The following is an 18,966-nucleotide window of genomic DNA, read 5'->3' on the forward strand; positions in this document are numbered from 1 at the left end:
CGTCCGGCACATGGAGCGGACACTGGCATGAAGGGAAGTTCGACAGTGGCTGAGGCGATGCCGGAAACCGGAAATGGCCGCGACGAAGAGGCCCGCGCGGAGAACGTCTACCAACTGGTGTTGGAGGGCATCGTCACGGGCACGTATGCGCAAGGTATGCGGTTGCGGGAACGCGAACTTTCGGAGCTTTACAACGTCTCCCGTATTCCCGTGCGCGAAGCCATTCAACGCCTGGAGCAGGACGGCTTCGTTGCAACCTTCCCGCGCCGCGGTGCCGTGGTGCGCCAACTGACCCTGACCGATGTCAACGAACTCTTCGACGTCCGTCTCTGCCTGGAGACATTCGCCGCGCGGATGGCCGCCACGCGTGTAGCCGAAGGACGCGACGGCGGGCGGTTGGAAGAACTTATGGAGGCCTCCAAGGCAGCGATCGACGACGAACGCACCGACGACGTCGCCCTGATCAGCGCCGAGCTCCACGCCGAAATCGTTCGCCTATCCGGGAACAGGCTGCTGATTGAGTCCGTGAAGCCGCTGTTCGGAAGGATGCGCTGGATCTTCGGGCTGGCCCACAACCGCAGCAACGAACTCCAACGCGATGAGCACACGGAACTTTGCAACGCGATCCTGAAGGGTAAGCCGGATCTGGCCTACTCGCTGGCGTACTCGCACATTGAGCTGGGCCGCGAACCAGTCCTGGCCGGCCTCGCCGAGACGCTGGAGCCGTAGCTAGTCGTCTGCGTCCGGGTACTCTTCCTCGTCGTCGTACCGGCCGGATTCCTCCACCTCTACCTCAAGGATCTTGAGCAGTTCCGTGTCCGGGTTCAGCATGATGGCAGCTTCGTCACGGCGGTGTTGCAGCACCGTGTCCAAGTAGGACTGGACGGTCTCAGCCAACGGGACGTACCTGTCCTGCTTCTGGCTCATGTACCAGCGGTGCTCCAGGACCTCGTGCACCACTTCCGCGGGCTCAAGTTTCCCGGCCAAGTGCCGGGGAATGGAACGCACAATGGGCTCGAAGATCTGGCTGACCCAGATATGGGCGCTGATTTCCTCGTCCAGGTCCGGGTTGTTGTCCGCCCGGAACTGGTCCATGTCGTTGAGGAGCCGGCGGGCCTGGTTCTCCTGGGCGTCCAGACCGGTAAGGCGAAGCAGCCGCCGCTGGTGGTGGCCGGCGTCGACAACTTTCGGCTGGAGCTGGATGGTGGAGCCATCCGCCGTGGTCTTGATGGCGTACTCCTCCACGTCGAAGCCGAGCTCGTTGAGGCGCCTGATGCGGGCGGCCACGCGCCACCGTTCACCAAGCTCGAAGGACTCTTTCTCCGTCAGCTCAGTCCAGAGCCGGCGGTAGCTGTCCATGATCAGCTCACTGGTGGCTACGGGATCCACTTTTTCCTCGATGAGCCCGCCGTCCAGCAGGTCCATCAGTTCGCCGGCGATGTTCACGCGGGCGATTTCGAGGTCGTATTCGCGTTGGCCCATGGAGAGGTCCGGGTAGAGCTCGCCCGTCTCGGCATCCACCAAATACGCGGCGAAGGCGCCGGCATCACGGCGGAACAATGTGTTGGAGAGCGAAACGTCGCCCCAGTAGAAGCCCACAAGGTGCAAGCGCACCAGCAACAGTGCCTGGGCGTCGATCAGCCGAGTCAGGGTGTCTTTGCGGAGCATCTGTGAGAACAGTGCGCGGTACGGCATGGAGAACTTCAGGTGCCGTGTGACCAGTACGGGGTTCAGCGGCCTGCCGTCCGCGGTGGTCCTGCCCGTAATGACGGCCACGGGCTCAACACAGGGAACGTCCAGTCGGGCCAGCTTCCGCAGCATGTGGTACTCGTGGCGGGCAACGTGCTCCGACGTTTCCTTGATGGCGATCACCGAGCCACCCAAGTGCGCGAAGCGGACGATGTGCCGGGAGATACCGCGGGGGAGCGCGGCCAGGTTTTCGGCGGGCCAGTCTTCCAAGGCAATATGCCACGGGAGGTCCAGCAATTCCGGATCCGCAGCAGCTGCAGTGATGTTAAGGGAACCGATGACACTCGCGGGCGGCGCGGTGTCCTGCGCACTGGCGGCCTCGGTCCTGGGGAGCTTGCCGATCTGCCCGTAGTCGGTGGGTTCGTCGTGCCACTGGGCTTCGTTTTGCTCGCTCATGCCTCAATTGTTCCGTACTTGGAAGGGAAGGACGGCGTCGCGTCCGGAAACGGCCAGTTCGACGTCGCGGACCATTCGACGTCGGGTGCCTCCTGGAAGGCGACTCCCTGGCTGGCGAGCCGCTCGCCCAAGGCGCCCAAGCGGCGTCGGAAGTCACCCGCGTTGCGGACTTCCTGACCGGACCAGGCAACCTCGGCCAGGGAAATCGCCCTCGGGTAAAGGAGCCACTGGGCTTGCTGGTTGTCACGGACTGTTTCAGTCCACAGGGGACCTTCGACGCCAAGGATCTGATGATCTTTCAGCCCGCCTTGGGCAGGATCCCAGTTGTAGTACTCCGCCCAGGTGAACGGTCCGCCTTCCACCCACTCGAGTCCAACTGGCGAGTCGGGCGCGTACTTTTGGTCCAGGTACGTATTGGCGGCCGGCGACATGATCACGGGTGAACCGCCGGACTCCGCCTGTTGGACAACCGGAGCGAGGTCGCCGTGCCAGAACTGGATCACAGCGCCATGGGGAAGGGCGCCGGCGGAATACTCGTTCCAGCCGACCACCGTTTTGCCGGTCCCGGCGGCAATCCTGGCAAACTCCTGAACCATGGTCACGTAGTTCTCATGACCGGTCACCAAGGCTTCATCGCCACCAATGTGGAGGTACGGGCCGACCGTGATGGCCGCGAGCTGGCCGAGGACTTCCCGGACGAACTCATACGTTGCCGGCAAATCCGAGGTGAGAGTCGACCAGCCCACCTCCGCCGTAGTGCTCATGGGCTTGGCTTGGCCGTCAGGGTTGAGCTGCGGAATGGCGGCGAGGGCAGCATTGACGTGTCCCGGGAGGTCGATCTCGGGTACCACGAGGACGTTCTTGCTCGCGGCATAGGCCTGGATGTCCTTGAAGTCCTGCTGCGTGTAAAACCCTTCGCGCCCCCTCGCCGGCCTCGCCGTGGGCACCTCTACAGCGCCTTGGCCGCCGATCGCGGTCAGATTGGCGTAAGGCAGCCCGGACGGGTTGCCCGCGGACCCGGGATCGTGAATTTCGATGCGCCAGGCTTGGTCGTCCGTGAGGTGCAAATGAAGGGTGTTCAGCTTGAACTGCGTCATGACGTCGATCTGCTCTTTCACCTCCTCCACGGTGAAGAAGCTGCGGGCGACGTCCAGCATTAGCCCGCGGTACGCGAATCGCGGGGCGTCCGCAATCTCGACGGCGGGAATCACCCAAGTGCCAACACCCGGGTTGGAACCCTCAATGGTGGCTGGGAACAACTGACGGAGCGTCTGCACTCCGTTGAAGAGTCCAGCGGCAGTAGAGGCCGTGAGCCCGGCCCCACCTACGGTGACGCTTAGCGCATAAGCTTCCGGGCCGCCGTCGAACGTGTCCGTCAACTCGAGGGAGATGTCGCCGGGGCGGGTGTCCTCAACGATGGGCAATTCGAAACCCGTGGCGCCGCGCAGCAGCGAGGCGAGCTGCTCGGCGACCGGCACCGCTGAGCCGTTGGCGGCGATCCGCGCGGCAGGGGCAAGTGTGAAGGCCGACCCGTCTACATGCGCGACGTGCGATGGACGGGGGATCAGGTTATCTGTGGTGTTCATGCCGTTCTTTCCGGGAGAAAGGTTAACGCGAGAGCGGCCCGACCGGGAGGGGTCGGGCCGCTATCTAAATGCGGAACGTACAGACGCGTCAGCGCCGCGGTGGGGACTAGTCGCCCAGGCGGAGGCCGGTCTTGGTGTCGAACAGGTGCACGTGGCCGGACTGCGGACGAACGAAGATGGACTCGCCCTTCATCGGGGGGCGACGACCGTCGACGCGGGCAACGATGTCGTGGCTCTTGCCATCCAGGATGGTGTGGCCGTAGACGTAAGCGTCAGCGCCGAGTTCTTCGACGACGTCAACCTCAACCTGGAGGCCTTCGCCGTTGCCGACGGTCTCAAGGTCTTCCGGACGGGAACCCACCGTGACGGTCTGGCCGTGAGCTTCTTCGAGGATGTTGCGTGGCACGGGGTAAACCGTTCCACCGAACTGGACGCCGCCGTCCACTACAGGCAGTTCAAGCAGGTTCATGGCCGGGGAGCCGATGAAGCCTGCAACGAAGACGTTCTGCGGGCGGTCGTAAAGGTTGCGCGGGGTGTCAACCTGCTGCAGAAGACCATCCTTGAGGACTGCAACGCGGTCACCCATGGTCATTGCTTCGACCTGGTCGTGCGTCACGTAAACGGTGGTGACACCGAGACGGCGGGTCAGGGATGCGATCTGCGTACGGGTCTGGACGCGGAGCTTGGCGTCAAGGTTGGAAAGCGGCTCATCCATGAGGAAGACCTGCGGGTTACGGACAATCGCACGGCCCATGGCAACACGCTGGCGCTGACCACCGGAGAGTGCCTTCGGCTTGCGGTCCAGGTAAGCCTCAAGGTCAAGAAGCTTGGCGGCTTCGCGGACACGCTCGGCGCGCTCTTCCTTGGAGACGCCGGCAATCTTCAGTGCGAAGCCCATGTTGTCCGCAACGGTCATGTGCGGGTACAGGGCGTAGTTCTGGAAGACCATTGCGATGTCGCGGTCCTTCGGCGGTACGTCCGTGACGTCGCGATCGCCGATCAGAATGCGGCCGGCGTTGACGTCCTCAAGGCCTGCGAGCATGCGCAGCGAGGTGGACTTACCGCAACCGGAGGGTCCAACGAGGACCAGGAATTCGCCATCGGCGATGTCGATGTTGAGCTTATCGACGGCGGGCTTATCCGTGCCCGGGTACAGACGCGTAGCGTTATCAAAAGTAACTGTAGCCACAGTTATCAATCCCTTCACCGGCAGGTACGTGCCGGACGATCCGTTGTGAATGGTTCATTTTCTTCAGTTGAACTCCCCGGCCGATGGCCGGGGAGGATCGTGTGACGTCGCACGGTACTGTGCGTCACATCACATCCAAGAGTATGTCAGACTTTTGGACGAACTACCTAAATGTTACAAACGTCACATGTTGTGCTGGTCACTCGCTAAGCCTCCGCGGTCACCCGCCGGCGTTCCCGCAGCAAGGCTTCCAGCAACTCCGCCACGTGCACCGGCGCTTCCACCCGGTACTGCGCCTGGGTGAAGTCCAGGCCCACTTTGATGCCGACGTCGTCACCCATCAGCCGGCCCAGCGCATCCTCATCCGTGACGTCGTCACCGGCAAACAGGATGGCTGTAGCACCCGTCGCCTGACGGAGAAACTCCACGGCCTCACCCTTGGATGCGTGGACTACCGAGGTCTCCAACACACGCTTGCCGGTCTTCAGGTAGACCCCCGGATGCTCGCGGAGCACCCGCATGGCGGCCTCGACGGCGTCTTCGGCAACGTCGTCGTCGGCCATCCTCGTGTGGAGGACGACGCCGGCAGGCTTGTCCTCGAGCAACGTCCCCGGAGCGATGTTCACGATTTCCGCCAGAACCTCACGAACCGCGGCAAGCTTCAGCCGCTGATCTTCGTCCAGTTCCAGGCCCAAAGAACCCTCACCCAGCCAGACCTCGGCGCCATGGCTGCCGATCAGCAGCGTATCCACCGGAGGCGAGGCGACCAGCCGCAAACTGTCCAGTGCGCGGCCCGAGATGAGTGCCGTCGTCGTGCGTGGCAGTTTTGCCAGGGCCTCCAGCGCAGCGGCGGACCGGGGCAGGGGGCGTGCGTCCTCCGCGTGGTCGACGAGAGGGGACAACGTACCGTCGAAGTCAAGGGCAACCAGGAGGTGCTCCGTGCCGGAAATGCGTCGGACGGCGTCCAACAGTTCCGGTGACAGGGTGAGGTTTTCAGCTGTCATCACGCACCACCTTTTCCTCCAACGCAGCCAGGAACTCGGCTGACCAATGATCCACATCGTGGTCCAGGATCTGCTTGCGCATCAGCTTCATGCGGCGGCGGGCCTCCTTAGGCGGGAGGTTCACGGCACGCAGGATGGCCGACTTGAGTCCGTCAATGTCGTGCGGGTTGATCAGGAGTGCTTGCTTGAGTTGGTCGGCGGCACCGGCGAACTCGCTGAGCACCAAGGCGCCGTCGTCTTCCGAGCGGGCGGTGACATACTCCTTTGCCACCAGGTTCATGCCATCGCGCAGGGCGGTTACGAGCATGACATCCGCCGCGAGGTACAGCGCCACCATTTCCTCCACCGGATAGCTGTGGTGCAGGTAGCGGACTGCCGTGTTCTGGATGGTGTCGTAGGTGCCGTTGATGTGGCCAACCGTGCCTTCGATCTCCTCGCGCAGCAGCCTGTACTGCTCCACGCGTTCACGGCTGGGGCTCGCCACTTGGATGAGGGTTGCATCTTCCACCTTGATGCTGCCTTCGCGGAGGAGTTCCTCGAAAGCCTTCAGACGGTGGCCGATTCCCTTGGTGTAATCCAGTCGGTCAACACCCAACAGAATGGTCTTGGGATCGCCCAGGTCCTTACGGATCTGCTTTGCCCGCTCGATGATGTCCGGTCTGGCCGCGAGCTCGCGGATCTGGTCAACGTCGATGGAGATGGGGAAGGCCTGCGCACGGGCAATGTGGGTGACTTCGCCATCCGGGCCTTTCACGTGAACCTGCTGCTGCTTGACGCTGGCACCCAGGAACCGGCGTGCAGAGCGCATGAAATTGCCTGCGTCGCTGGGGCGCTGGAAGCCCAGAAGGTCAGCGCCCAGCAAGCCGTCAATGATTTCCCGGCGCCACGGGAGCTGAGCGAAAATCTCCGGGGGAGGGAAGGGGATGTGGTTGAAGAAGCCGATCTTCAGGTCCGGCCGGGCCTCGCGGAGCATTCGCGGAACCAGCTGGAGCTGGTAGTCCTGGACCCACACGGTGGCGCGTTCGGCCGCGTGGCGAATGATGGCGTCGGCGAATTTCTTGTTGACCTGGCGGTAGGAATCCCACCACGTACGGTGGAACTCGGGCGGTGCGATGACATCGTGGTAAAGCGGCCAAATGGTCGCGTTGGAGAAACCTTCGTAGTACAGCTCCACTTCGTGGCTGCTGAGCTGAACCGGAACCAGGTCCATGCCTTCGTGGCTGAACGGACGCACAGTCTCATCCGGGGCGCCATGCCAACCCACCCACGCGCCGTCGGACTTTGTCATCATCGGGGCGAGAGCTGTGACCAGGCCGCCGGGCGAACGACGCCAGCCATCTCCGCCGTCGTCGTTACCGTCGCTGCTGCACCGGTCCACGGGCAGCCGGTTGGAAACCACCATGAAATCGAACGTGCTCGCCGTGGGCTTCTTGGTTGGAGAAGCCTTGGCGCTTTGTTCGTTAGCGAGTTTTTCGCTTGCCAAATCCTGCATTAACGCTCCCTGGGGTTGCTGTGACTCAACTCCCAGCCTACTAGCGGAATCTTCCACGGCAGTTGATCGTTCAACTACCGGGCCGCGAGGTGTGGGGCAAAGCTCAAGTTTGCTCCCGTAAACTGACCCCGTTGCCCTAGCTATGCACTTGACGTCGAATACCCCGAGGAACTGATGAGCCCCGCAAACGAACCACGCCTGTCCAAGGCCGAAAAGACCGCCCAGGCGCGGGAGAAAGCGCGTGCAATCCGCGAAGAACAGCTGAAGAAGGAGAAGCGCAACAAGCTCCTTGTCGGCTGGGGCATCGTGGTGGCCGTGGTGGTCATCATCGCTTTGGTTGCTTTTGTTGTTATCGGTAACGCTCAGAACAACGCACCCGTGGCTGACCAGGGGCCAACACCGGCCAACGGCAACGTTCATGGCGGCATCACGCTGCTTGCCAACACGGAAGTTGTGAAGTCCGAACCCGCCTCCGTCAACGTGGCAGATGTGCCGGCTCCTCTTGCTACCAAGCCGGCTACGGTGACCGTACCGGGTGGCGAGGCCGAGGCCGGCAAGCCCGTCAAGGTTGTTGCCTACATCGACTTCATCTGCCCGGTCTGCAAGCAGTTCGAGACCGCTTACGGCGAGTCACTCACGAACCTTCGCAACGAAGGCAAGATTTCCGTCGAGTACCGCGCCCTCGGCTTCCTGGACCGCCAGTCCACCACCAACTACTCGTCACGCGCAGCCAACGCTGCTGCCTGCGTAGTCAACTCTTCCCCGGAGAAGTACGCGGAATTTTTCAACCTGCTCTTCGAACGCCAGCCGGCTGAAGGCGGAGCAGGCATCTCCGACAACGACCTCAAAAAAATGGCCACCGAAATTGGTGCGGCAAACATCGACTCCTGCATCGACAGCAAGCAGTTCCGTCCGTGGGTGAAGGTCGCCACGCAGGAAGCTGCAGCAATCGGCGTCACCGGTACGCCCACCGTGTTCATCGATGGCAAGCAGTGGGACGGCAGGTCCGACCTCAACGCCGAGATCCAGACAGCAATTGGCGCCAAGGGCTAACCCCTTTTGAAAAATCACGACGGCGGCTGGTCACCCTTGCGGGAGGCTGGCCGCTGTTGCGTGGTGGCGGTGTTGGGCGGTGAATTTCGTTGACGGGGATGGTCTGGGCTAACCTTATCTAGCGCTCTTTTGCGCTTTGCTTCGGGTAACCGGAGCGTGCCTCCTTAGCTCAGTTGGCCAGAGCACCGCTCTTGTAAAGCGGGGGTCGTCGGTTCGAATCCGACAGGGGGCTCCACGAACCCCTCCATCCCGGATTTTTCCGGGGTGGAGGGGTTTTTCGTGCCCGAGACTCCATGCCAAGGTAACCGCGAACCAGAAGCCCGAAGCCTAAGCATTAGGTTCGTCGGCCAGACGTGATGGACACGATTGCTTCGGCATGCTGTGAAGGCCACGGGCAGCCTGAAAATATCGGGCGTTTCCGGCCTTAGTGGTGCCTGTTCCGGCGTCCTGCCCGGTCGGCGAAGGCATCCAGGGCTGCGATGATGTCTGGAGCCACCCACACACGGGTGCCGCGGATTTTGCCGGCGGATGCCAGGACGCGTGCTTCCTCCAGCCGTTCCACGGCGCGGTATGCGGTGGCCAGGGATGCCCCGGTGTGTTCTGCGACCATGTCAGCGGTCAGTGCCGGCTCCCGTGGTATCAGGTCCAGGACTTTGCGGACGGACGAGGGGCCGCTGGCCAGGCGTTCGCGGTAGCTTGCTTCTACCGTCTTGATGTCTGCCGCCAGTTGCCGGCCGTTGTCGACGGCGCGGACAGCGGATTCCGCAAAGCGCTCCACGATCGGCTGGATGTCCCCTTCGCGGTAGGCACCCAGAGCGTCAAAGTACAGGCGGGTGTCCGTCAGTAATCCTGAGGACACGGGCACGGTGACGTTTTCGGTAACGCCCTTTGCCCTTAGCAGCGCGCTGACGATGGCCCGCCCGGTGCGGCCGTTTCCATCAGCGAACGGGTGGATGGTCTCGAACTGGGCGTGCGCAATCGCCGCCTGGGTCAGCGCCGGGATGTCGTCACGCTGCATGAAGACCACCAGGTCCTCGACCGCCGGCATCACCCGGTCGGGGTGAGGCGGGACGAACTCGGCCGTGTGCGGGGAGTTGCCGCGGATCCAGTTCTGGGCGTCCCGGTACTCACCGGCGATGTTTTCGTCTGAGGCGTTCAGCAGGGCGTGGTGCATGACTGCAATGTTCTCCACTGACAGGTCCTCGGACAGGTCGATCGCCGCCTGCAGAGCCCTGACGTTGGAGGCGATCAGCGAGGCGTTCTTGCTGGAGGCGTCACCCAGCTGGGCTAATGCGATTTTGCGTGCCCCGGCGGTCAGGTTCTCGATCTGGGAGCTGGACGCCGACTCGCTGCGCAGCAGCAACGCCGCAAACGGTGTGGTGTCCCGGCCCAGCTCGGCGTCGAAGCGGACCATCTCTACCGTTGCCGCCTCTGCCAGCGCCTGGGTGCGGGAATCAATGATGGGGTCCAAAGCGGCGATTTCGGGAGCGACTGCGGACTCGTAGGGGCCGCGGGCCAGCAGGCGCTGCCGTCGGGAGGCACCACGATCAGGGTCGGTTTCCCAGGGATGCTCCTCGTACCCGACGGCCGGCCACGCTCCAGTACCGGTGGTCAGGGAGATGCCCGGTTCGGCGTTCGCGCTGGCGGCGAATTCTCCGCCGGCAGGGATGCCGCGGGGCTGTCGGGTCTGGGAGGCCATGGTTTCCTTTGAGAAGACTGAACACTGATTTTCTCATAAGGGTAGCGAAATGAGAATATCAATGCCGGACGACTAAGGTCCCGAATTCGGAAGCGTGAGCAGGTTCGGTCAGGCCAGCGCATCCCGTTCCCTAACCTCTGCCGTGCTGTGCGACTTGGTCGACCGCTACCAGATCCTAACCAGGCGCCGCTGCGTTCTTGCCGTTTCGCAGGGGAGTCAGCTGTCCTCGGTCCCTGCAGCCCTCTTCAACTCTGCGATCCTCAGCCGCAAGAAGATGATGGACAAGACCAAGGCATACACGGCCAAGACGGCCACCGCGATAACGAAGACCGCGTATAGGATCCCGATGATTCCGAAAGCCGGACTTAAATTCACTGCTACCCCCCAATAGTCGTTGAGCCCAATGCTATGCAGACGACCAGCGATTCCGCTGTACCCGGGAAGTCGTGCCTCGTTAGATGCGGAGGCTCGCCTGGGCGAGTAACTACTGCTCGCATCTGCACTGAGGGTCGGACAGCAATTTCCGGAAATGCTGTCCGACCCTGAGCTTGGTTCTGAAGGCGAGTCGTTTGGTGTTGGGGCGCTACACCGTGGCGACCGGCGCCTTGCTTACTTCAGCTTGCTCGTCGGCGAGTGCTTTGCGTGCGGTTTCTGCGCTCATGAGGATTCCAACCAGTGAGAGGACTCCGATACCCATCAGGAAGAATGCCGGTGAGCTGGGGTTGCCGGTGGTGGCGATCAGCCAGGTGCCGATGAGTGGTGCGACGCCGCCGAAGAGCATGGCTCCGACGTTGAAGGGCAGTGCGAACCCGAGGTAGCGGGAGCGGGTGCCGAACAGCTCGGTGAAGAAGGAAGGGAAGACGGCATCGTTCATGGCGAAGAACATCAGTGACACGATGAGGACCGCGGAGGCGAGGACCACTCCTCCGAAGGAGAGCAGCGTCATGATCGGGTAGCTCAACACGATGAAGGCGATGCTCGAGATCATCAAGGTCCGTTTGCGGCCGATCCGGTCGGAGAGGCGGGCCGCCAGGGGGATGAAAATGATGTGCGCGACGAGTCCGATCGTGACCACCAGCGTCGCTGTGGCTTCGCTCATCCCGGCTTCTTCTATCAGGAATGATGGCGTGTAACTGAGCAGCAGGTAGTAGGCGCCGGCATTGAGTGACATAACGAGCAGTGCTTTGAACATCGACGGAAGGCTCTTGCGGGTTTCTGACCAGCGGTTTGTGGCCGGAAGTTGGTCGGCCGCTGTCTTGAGCTGCTTCTTCTCGAGTTCCAGCGCCCTGCGGAATTGCGGGGTGTCTTCGAGTCGCATGCGCAGCCAGAGGCCAACGATACCGAGGGGGCCGGCGATCAGGAACGGGATCCTCCAGCCCCACTCCTGCATGAATTCCGGTGAGGTGCTGGCGTAGAGGACCGTGGCCATGAGGGAAGCTACCAGGAACCCTGCGGCAGCGGCGATGGGTACCACGCTGGTGAGCAGGCCCCGTTTGGCTGCAGGGGCGTACTCGGCAACAAAAGTGCCAGCGCCGGCGTATTCGCCTGAGGCGGAGAAGCTCTGCGTCACTCGGAGCAGGAGAAGAAGGATCGGTGCGGCGACGCCGATGGTGGCATAGCTTGGAATGAAGCCAATGAGGAACGTTGCCCCGGACATGAGGATGATTGTCGTGGCGAGGATGCTCTTGCGTCCGATTTTGTCGCCAAGGCTGCCCCAAACGAAGGCCCCGAGTGGGCGAACAAGGAACGAAAGTGCAAACACCGCAAAGGTGCTCATGAGCGCAACTACCCGGTCCTCCGGGGGAAAGAAGACCACGGCGATGGTGGTCGCGAGGTAGCTGTAGCTGGCGTAGTCGAAGTACTCCAGTAAGGTGCCAAGCCCGCTGGCAATCACGACTCGGCGGAGTATGGATCGGGGGACTGAATCTGTGGTGGCTACGGTGGTGGGCATGATGTCGTTCCTCATTTGAGTACCGGATCTTCGCGGTGGGTCCGCAGGATGTGACGACCATCATGGCACCGAAGGTCACGACAGAATATGGCCGTAGCGGCGAACCTCGACTGTTGGTTATGGCCCGACGGGTGAGTCCCTTTTGTCGCGGAAGCCTCGGACTTTCAGCGCGAGCCACAGCTCGGTTTGTGCATCGATGCCGTCCAGGTCGTGACCGGTGATCTGGACGATCCGTTGCATCCGGTTCCGCACAGTGTGTCGGTGGACCCCCATCCGTTCCGCCGTCGCCTCGACGGATCGGCGTTCAAGAAGCCACGTGTGCAGTGTGTTCAGGAGGGCTTCGCCTCCTCGCGAGTTCTCGATGGGGGCGAGGACGGCGCTGGAGAAAGATTCCAGGTAGTCCGATGGGGCGGCGTTGATCAGGAACTCGTGCGAGGCCCCGTCGACGTATTCGATGGGGGTGCCGGCCCGACGGCTGGTCTCCAATGCCAGGGTAGCCTGCCTGATGCTGCGGGCTGAGTGCTCGGGAGCCCCCCGCGTGCCGATGCCCGTGGGGACGCCAAGGCCGTAGTCAGCCAATGCCTGTCGGGGATCGACAGTTGCCAGGCACTCCACGATCCGGTGGCGATGCCGGACGAAGGGGGCGGCGAGCACCACGGCGAGGTCGTCGATGAGAACTTCAGCATGTGTTTCATTGCGCGCTTCGATGCTTACGCCCCACAGCGGACCCGAATCGATGCCGATACTGCGGAGGAATGTCCGAGCACTGCCCGGCTCCGTAAGCGTCAGGAGACGGGCAAACCGTTCAGCGCGTTTGCGGCGCGCTGACTCGTCCAGGAACCACACACGTTCAAATTCGAGGGCAAGGAGGGAACGCAGCGCCGGTGCAGCAAGTTCGGCCGTCTCATGGCCTGTAGTAATGCGGACACAGAACCCGCGTACGGTGTCGTTGCCCGCGAAGGGGGAGATTTCGACCGTTCCTTCGGGGCTTGCAGACGTGCCATCGGGATCGGCAGCCAGCTCGGTTGCGTTCAGGCGAAGTTGTTCTCCGAGTCGTGGAGCTTCTTGACCGGCGAGGCGTTTGCCCAGCGGAGCGAGCAGGTTCGCTGGGAAGGACGAGCTTCTGGCCATGACCTGCCCGAGGCGATCATACGCGGCTACCGGCTCCTCGGTCCGTTGCTGCCAGCCAGCGAGCAGGTCTCCGAACGAACCGCCGCGGGCCACGATCGCGGTGATCTCCATCTGAAGGTCGAGCGGTCGCCTGAACGATTCCCGTTGTCCCTCCGAGTGGAGAACGGTGATAGTGTGCGCAATCCGCCCGAAGTCGGCAATGTCGCCGGTCAGCAGTGGCAGGTCATGTTCGCTTGCCAGGGTCTGCACCTGTTCCGGGAGGCTTTCGAAGGCTGCCTCTGTGCCGAGGCCAATGATGAGCCCGGAGGCGCCGGCGCCCGTAGCTGCCAGCAGGAAACTCTTCCAGGCTGTCCAATCCTCACCGATGTGCCGCCCGCTGGTAAGCACTATCTCACCGCCGTGGAGCTCAGGGAACCGCCCCTTCCGCTCGACGGAGATCGGGATACCGGCGGCTCGTTCAACTCCGCTGCCTCCGTGCGCCATGGTCAGCCCGATGTTTGGAATGGAGGCAAGCCTGGCCACCGTGAAGGACTTGGATTCAAGTGCCATGGCCCTATGTTAACAACGATCGGGCCGTATTTCTGTACATGCCGGCCACTACTTAACTAGCAAAGAGTACGCTCCGGCGATGGTACGGGAAGCATGGCTTCAATAGTGTGATTCTCAGCAGGCCGCAATCAGCGAGCCGAAGACCGCAACTGCGAATGGGAGCATGTCATGATCGGCCAGAACGAATACTTCGAGGGACAGGTACGCAGCCTCGAATTCAAGAACGAGCAGGGCAACTTCACCGTCGGAGTGATGGAGCCTGGCGAGTGGAAGTTCGAAGCCCCCGTCAAGGAGTGGATGCATCTCGTGCGCGGTACCTGGGATGTCCAGCAGCCTGCCGGTCAGGGGGAGTGGACCACCTACAAGGAAGGCGAACGGTTCGAGGTCCCTGGGGGTACCGACTTCACGGTCCGTGTGAATGACACCGTCGCCTACCTTTGCCCATATACCGGAGAGTTCCTCGGCCACCTGGACATGTAGTCCTCAAAGAGTGAGACACCACTCGTTGTGAGGTTTCAGAAGTGGACCGGCCGAAGGGACCGTGAGTAGCTGGGCCTGATTCGGGTGAGACGCGGATCAGGCCCAGACTCAGCAGCGCCATGTACGGGATGGTTTTCAAGCGTCCGGAAGCGCGGCGCTGAGGCGGGATCGCCGTCGTAATTCTTGAGATAGAAAGCCCGCGTCGGGGCGTGCGCCACGGGTTGGGCGTTTCTGATCGTCACGGAATGAATGTGTCGGCTGACTTGATGGTTTTTGCGGGTATGAGTTTCAGACCGATGACACAGGCGATGATGCCCACAAGGAAGATTATTCGGAGTGGAGTGGGTGTCTCGTTGCCTTCGACCATTGCCCAGGTAACAGTCAGCGCGGCTCCGGTGCCGGTCCATACAGCGTAGGCGGTGCTCATTGGAATCCGTTTTGCTGCAAATCCCAAACCGAGCATGCTGAGCACCAGACCTACAGCGAACACGCTTGTTGCAATGGTGTTGGTGAATCCCTCGCTTTGCCCGAGGGCCGTGGCCCATACGGCTTCGAGGACGGCGCTGGCAAGAAGCACTATCCAGTGCATTAGCTGACCACCTTCAGCCCGACGACGCACCCAATCAGGGCGGTCAGCAGTACGGCGCGTGAAAGGGAAAGTTTCTCCTGCTTGCGTAGGACGGCAAGCACCGCGGTGAGTACCGCGCCGATGCCCACCCATACGGCATAGGACGTGCCGGTGGGCAGTTCTTTCATCGCGTAGGCCAGGCCGGCCATGCTGACGGCCATGGAGGCGATGAAGATAAATGTTGGAAGCTTGCGCTTGAAACCGTCTGAGGCTCCCAGGGCTGTTGCCCAGACGGCTTCGAGCACGCCGGAAATGATGAGTACGAGCCACGCCATGAGCTTTCCTTGCTGAAGAGAAACCCTGATCTGCACTTAGGTGCGGATGGATTAGTGAACGCTGCGGATAACTCTTATAATGCACTATTAGGGCAATGAAATGCACTTATGGTTGCTAATCGGAGGGGTCTGACCTCAAGCCCTGGGCGCCGCCTCCTATCAAGCCCGAGAGAACAGCCAGGGCCTTGGCAAGTTGCAGGTCGGAGACGGCCCCATAGCCAACGACCAAACCGTTTTCGGCTGGGCGATCGGCGTAGTATCCAGCCAAGGGGACCACCCGCACTCCTAACTCCAAGGCCTTTGTGGCCACGCTTGTAGCGTCGGGGCTTTTGAAGCGAATGACCGCATGCAGCCCGCCGTCGAGTGCGGTGAGTTCCAAGTCATCCCGCGGGTTCAGGCGGTCGATGAGGAGGGATCGTCGATGCGCATATTCGCGCCTGGCACGCGTGATATGCCGGGAAAGCCCGCCGCCTTTAATGTAGTGTGCGATAGCTGATTGCAGCACCCCGGCCACGGGCGTGTCCAAGGCTTCCCTCGTGGCTTTCAGCATTTCGCCGGAGTTGCCCCGAACCACTAAGTATCCGCATCGCAGCCACGGGCTGAGGTTCTTGGAGAACGTACCCAGCAGGACGACGTCGGCCGCGCTTGGGAGGGATGCCATGGCCGGAAGGGGCATTCTGCTGTGGCGGAATTCGCTGTCATAGTCATCCTCCAGCACAAGAACACCATGTTGGTCTGCCCATTTAAGCAGCCCCAGTCTTTCCTGGACGGCCATCCTGCCGCCCAAGGGGTATTGGTGGCTCGGGGTCACCAGGACTGCATCCGGCATTTCCTCCAGCAAGGCCAGCTGTGAGCTGTCCAGGCCGTTTTGATCCACCGGCACTGTCGCCAGCTGTGCGCCGGCCGCCGTCATGACCCGGCGTGCTGTGGGGTAGCCAGGGTCCTCTACCAGGATGCGCGGCTGTGGCGAGCGGTTGCGGAGCATGGCGACGACGAGATGCAGCGCGTCACTGGTGCCACCGGTGATGATGACGTCTTCTGCATCGACGGCGAGCCCTCGTGATACGGCAAGGTGATCAGCCACTGCTTCCCGGAGTGCCATGGTCCCCAGGGCTGGAGGGAGTTGGATGTTCCCCTGTTCCCCTATGGCCGACTTCCAGGCGCTGCGCCATTGCCTGTCCTGAAACGGTGATCCGGATGGGCGGCCAGGCGTCAGGTCTATCACGTCAGCCGGGAGAGGGGGCCTGCTGGGTTGTTTCCCGTTGGAGGGGCGGGGTTGCATATCGGGACGAACGGCCACCTTGGTCCCGCCCGAGCCGTTGCTCTCGAGGAACCCTTCGCCTGCCAGTTGTTCGAATGCGCGCACCACCACACCCCGTGAAATGCCCAGTTCTGTTGCGAGCCTTCGGGTCGCAGGCAGCGTGTGCTCTGGCTGGAGAATGCCATTGAGGATTGCGGTGCGCAGCTTGCTGGCCACTTGTGCCGCGAGCGACATCGGGCTGTTCCTGTCCAGTTCAATCGGTATTTCCGCTTCACTCACTTGGACCTCCAGGCTTATACGTTCTTGGACCTAGTGTAGGACCAAGGCCTTTGGAAGCATGGACCACGTCACCACGAAGCGCTGCGATTCTGCAGCATGACGAAAGTAGGAACCAGTGTTCAACGGCCTCAGTGCATTCCCCCTCACCCCCATGGCCGGTGAAAGTGTCGACCTGAAGGCACTTGGCCGGGTGGTGAACCGCGTTGCGAGGGCCGGAGCAGATTCGCTGGGTGTTCTCGGTTCGACCGGAAACTACGCCTATCTCTCACGCGAGAAACGGAGGGCAGTCCTCGAAATTGCTGTGGAAGCAGCAAGCGGGGTGCCTGTTCTCGCCGGAATAGGAGCTGTTCGCACGCGGGACGTCCTGGTATTTGCCGCTGATGCCCAAAACGCCGGTGCTTCAGCTCTGCTGCTGGCACCGGTGTCCTACCAAAAGCTATCGGAGGCCGAGGTCTTCGGGCTCTTCGATACCGTCGCGGCAGAGTCCGATCTTCCAATTGTTGTCTATGACAACCCAGGCACCACCGGCTTCACCTTCAGCGATGACCTGCACGCCAGGATTGCCAGGATTCCGGGAATTGCTTCCATAAAGATTCCGCCGCCCGCCTCAGGTGAAGTAGCCGCCAGGGTTGCCAAGCTCAAGGCAGGTTTGCCGGAGGAGACATCACTGGGCATCAGTGGAGACTGGGCGGCCGCCGAGGCACTGCTGGCTGGATGCAACGTCTGGTACTCGGTGATTGCCGGGGTGTTGCCTCAACAGGCAAGGACCCTTGTTGATCATGCTGTCGCTGGTCGAAACGATCTGGCATCGGCCGCCTCCTCGGATCTGGAACCGATCTGGTCCCTGTTCCGTACCTATGGAAGCCTTCGCGTCACCGCAGCCCTGGCTGAGGACCTAGGCGTCGTGCCGTCCTCGGCTTTGCCGCTGCCCCTCCACGGCTTGGACTCCGAGGGGCGGGAAAGAGTGGCTGAGGCCATTCGGCAATGTGGTTTGGAGGCTTAGGTGTCACTTAGCCTGGCAAGAAAGAACCAGAACCGTAAGACGAACCAGCCGGGCTTTCCGGGTGGCCTTGCACGCTATGTCCTGGCTGCCACCCTGGCACGTAGTGCCGATGGCGGCGCAGTTGTTGCGATAGTCCTGCTCGCAAGCACGAGCGGAGCACCCGGCTGGTTGGCCGGAATTTTGGGTGCTTGCATCACGGCGCCGCATCTCTTCGGGCCCCTCATAGCGCGCAGCCTGGATACAGCCAAGGATGGCAGGACAGTAATTGCGTGGGCATGTGTTGTCCATGGCGCAACCCTCGCGGCTGCGGTTCTTCTTTTCCCCGTAAGCCCGCCCATTGTTCCCGGTCTCCTGCTCATCGCCTCCGGCCTGGTCGGTCCTCTGCTCACGGGCGGCATCAGCAGCAGATTGGCAGCAATCGCCGGCCCTGAGCGCACCAGCCAAAGGCGCGCTCAGGGCTGGGACGTGGCCACGTACGGCATCAGCGGGACGATCGGACCGTCCTTGGTGGCGGCCGTCTCGGCCTGGGCCAACCCCGCCACTGCCGCACTGATCCTTGCAGGATCAACGTTTGTGGCCGCTGCTGTCATCAGGCTATTGCCCTACACGCCTCCGGCTTCGGTTGCCGCCGAAGTTCCCCGGCCTGGCCGGACACTGCTGATGATGATCTCCAACGGCCCGCTGCGACGAACCCTCTACATGACCGTTGTCGTGGCGCTGTCAGTGGCCGCACTACCGATCACCGCTGTGGCATCCACGGGCGAACTGGGGGTAGCGCCGGCAGCAGCCGGCATATTGACAGCAGCCTATGGACTGGGCGGACTCCTGGGATCAGCGGGCGTCATGATCCGGCCCCTGCAAACAGACGCAGACCCATTAATGACCTGGCTGGCCGCTGCGGTAGGGATTGCCTTGGGCGGTGCGGCCATAGCGGGGATATTCCCGACGGCGGTTGGAGCCTTTGCTTGCGCCGGCGTGCTGAACTCCTACTTCTTCGCCTCCACCTTGGCTGCCCGTAGCGAATACGCGCCGCCAGCGGCGCGAGGTCAGGTATTCGTCTGGATCGGCGCCCTGAAAATCACTGCCGGTTCGGCCGGGACAGCGCTTGCGGGGGCACTCGTCGCGCCTGCAACCAGGCTTCCCCTATACCTGGCAGCCGGGCTCGTCGTCTCGGCTGTGGTGGTCTCCTTTGTTGACCGCCATCTCGATCGGTCCCGAAGCTGATCCTTCCTGGCGACGAG

The 18,966-nt window shown here is 62.3% G+C and carries 17 protein-coding genes and 1 tRNA gene; 6 read left to right on the forward strand and 12 right to left on the reverse strand.

Features of this window, described 5'->3' with window-relative positions:
* The first annotated feature begins 27 nt into the window (after nucleotides 1-27).
* Nucleotides 28-729, forward strand: a complete 702-nt coding sequence (locus tag KCX59_RS05070) for a GntR family transcriptional regulator (protein WP_243836685.1) — start codon at nucleotides 28-30, stop codon at nucleotides 727-729.
* Here the strand turns inward: KCX59_RS05070 and KCX59_RS05075 are convergent, their stop codons facing one another.
* The 5 genes from KCX59_RS05075 to KCX59_RS05095 form a co-directional block, all read right to left on the reverse strand.
* A complete protein-coding gene (locus tag KCX59_RS05075) occupies nucleotides 730-2,145 on the reverse strand; it encodes a DUF4032 domain-containing protein (protein WP_159708694.1) in 1,416 nt (471 codons plus the stop codon). It abuts the gene before it with no gap.
* Entirely contained in the window at nucleotides 2,142-3,731 is a 1,590-nt protein-coding gene (locus KCX59_RS05080) for a beta-N-acetylhexosaminidase (RefSeq protein ID WP_179019904.1), read from the reverse strand. Before KCX59_RS05080 ends, KCX59_RS05075 begins: the two co-directional genes overlap by 4 nt.
* A 106-nt stretch (nucleotides 3,732-3,837) precedes the next feature.
* Nucleotides 3,838-4,920 carry an ABC transporter ATP-binding protein gene (locus KCX59_RS05085; RefSeq protein ID WP_089593814.1) on the reverse strand — a complete coding sequence of 361 codons (1,083 nt, stop codon included), beginning with the start codon at nucleotides 4,918-4,920 and terminating at the stop codon, nucleotides 3,838-3,840.
* A 206-nt stretch (nucleotides 4,921-5,126) separates the two neighbouring features.
* Complete coding sequence (gene otsB / locus KCX59_RS05090) at nucleotides 5,127-5,924, reverse strand: trehalose-phosphatase (RefSeq protein WP_091465546.1); 798 nt, start codon at nucleotides 5,922-5,924, stop codon at nucleotides 5,127-5,129.
* Nucleotides 5,914-7,416: an alpha,alpha-trehalose-phosphate synthase (UDP-forming) gene (locus tag KCX59_RS05095; protein WP_179019906.1), complete on the reverse strand. Its 1,503-nt coding sequence runs from the start codon at nucleotides 7,414-7,416 to the stop codon at nucleotides 5,914-5,916. Before KCX59_RS05095 ends, otsB begins: the two co-directional genes overlap by 11 nt.
* Nucleotides 7,417-7,590: 174 nt before the next feature.
* Here KCX59_RS05095 and KCX59_RS05100 point away from each other — a divergent pair, with 174 nt between their 5' ends.
* A complete protein-coding gene (locus KCX59_RS05100; protein WP_091465549.1) occupies nucleotides 7,591-8,469 on the forward strand; it encodes a DsbA family protein in 879 nt (292 codons plus the stop codon).
* A 158-nt stretch (nucleotides 8,470-8,627) separates the two neighbouring features.
* Nucleotides 8,628-8,704: transfer RNA gene (locus KCX59_RS05105), tRNA-Thr, on the forward strand.
* 189 nt (nucleotides 8,705-8,893) lie between these two features.
* Here the strand turns inward: KCX59_RS05105 and KCX59_RS05110 are convergent.
* From KCX59_RS05110 to KCX59_RS05125, 4 genes are all read right to left on the reverse strand, one after another.
* Entirely contained in the window at nucleotides 8,894-10,168 is a 1,275-nt protein-coding gene (locus tag KCX59_RS05110; protein WP_179019908.1) for a Fic family protein, read from the reverse strand.
* Between the two features lie 216 nt (nucleotides 10,169-10,384).
* On the reverse strand, nucleotides 10,385-10,543 hold the full coding sequence (locus tag KCX59_RS05115; protein ID WP_178996095.1) for a hypothetical protein: 159 nt from the start codon (nucleotides 10,541-10,543) through the stop codon (nucleotides 10,385-10,387).
* Nucleotides 10,544-10,751: 208 nt separating this feature from the next.
* Nucleotides 10,752-12,119 carry an MFS transporter gene (locus KCX59_RS05120; protein WP_179019910.1) on the reverse strand — a complete coding sequence of 456 codons (1,368 nt, stop codon included), beginning with the start codon at nucleotides 12,117-12,119 and terminating at the stop codon, nucleotides 10,752-10,754.
* Nucleotides 12,120-12,236: 117 nt separating this feature from the next.
* Nucleotides 12,237-13,799 carry a helix-turn-helix domain-containing protein gene (locus tag KCX59_RS05125; RefSeq protein ID WP_179019912.1) on the reverse strand — a complete coding sequence of 521 codons (1,563 nt, stop codon included), beginning with the start codon at nucleotides 13,797-13,799 and terminating at the stop codon, nucleotides 12,237-12,239.
* 168 nt (nucleotides 13,800-13,967) lie between these two features.
* On the opposite strand from KCX59_RS05125, the gene KCX59_RS05130 reads away from it, so the two are divergent.
* Nucleotides 13,968-14,279, forward strand: a complete 312-nt coding sequence (locus KCX59_RS05130; RefSeq protein WP_091465575.1) for a pyrimidine/purine nucleoside phosphorylase — start codon at nucleotides 13,968-13,970, stop codon at nucleotides 14,277-14,279.
* A gap of 238 nt (nucleotides 14,280-14,517) precedes the next feature.
* Here KCX59_RS05130 and KCX59_RS05135 read toward each other — a convergent pair whose 3' ends face one another.
* From KCX59_RS05135 to KCX59_RS05145, 3 genes are all read right to left on the reverse strand, one after another.
* Nucleotides 14,518-14,868: a DMT family transporter gene (locus tag KCX59_RS05135; protein WP_178996101.1), complete on the reverse strand. Its 351-nt coding sequence runs from the start codon at nucleotides 14,866-14,868 to the stop codon at nucleotides 14,518-14,520.
* Nucleotides 14,868-15,182: a DMT family transporter gene (locus KCX59_RS05140; RefSeq protein ID WP_178996103.1), complete on the reverse strand. Its 315-nt coding sequence runs from the start codon at nucleotides 15,180-15,182 to the stop codon at nucleotides 14,868-14,870. Before KCX59_RS05140 ends, KCX59_RS05135 begins: the two co-directional genes overlap by 1 nt.
* Before the next feature lie 115 nt (nucleotides 15,183-15,297).
* Nucleotides 15,298-16,722: a PLP-dependent aminotransferase family protein gene (locus KCX59_RS05145; protein WP_179019914.1), complete on the reverse strand. Its 1,425-nt coding sequence runs from the start codon at nucleotides 16,720-16,722 to the stop codon at nucleotides 15,298-15,300.
* A 115-nt stretch (nucleotides 16,723-16,837) separates the two neighbouring features.
* Between KCX59_RS05145 and KCX59_RS05150 the strand changes: the two genes are divergently transcribed.
* Together KCX59_RS05150 and KCX59_RS05155 are read left to right on the forward strand one after the other, a co-directional pair.
* Nucleotides 16,838-17,725 carry a dihydrodipicolinate synthase family protein gene (locus KCX59_RS05150; RefSeq protein WP_179019916.1) on the forward strand — a complete coding sequence of 296 codons (888 nt, stop codon included), beginning with the start codon at nucleotides 16,838-16,840 and terminating at the stop codon, nucleotides 17,723-17,725.
* Nucleotides 17,726-18,949, forward strand: coding sequence for an MFS transporter (locus KCX59_RS05155; protein ID WP_370629258.1), 1,224 nt, complete (start codon nucleotides 17,726-17,728; stop codon nucleotides 18,947-18,949).
* The last annotated feature ends 17 nt before the right edge of the window (nucleotides 18,950-18,966 follow it).

The sequence above is a fragment of the Paenarthrobacter nitroguajacolicus genome, from assembly GCF_051027655.1.
Taxonomy (GTDB): Bacteria; Actinomycetota; Actinomycetes; order Actinomycetales; family Micrococcaceae; genus Arthrobacter; species Arthrobacter nitroguajacolicus.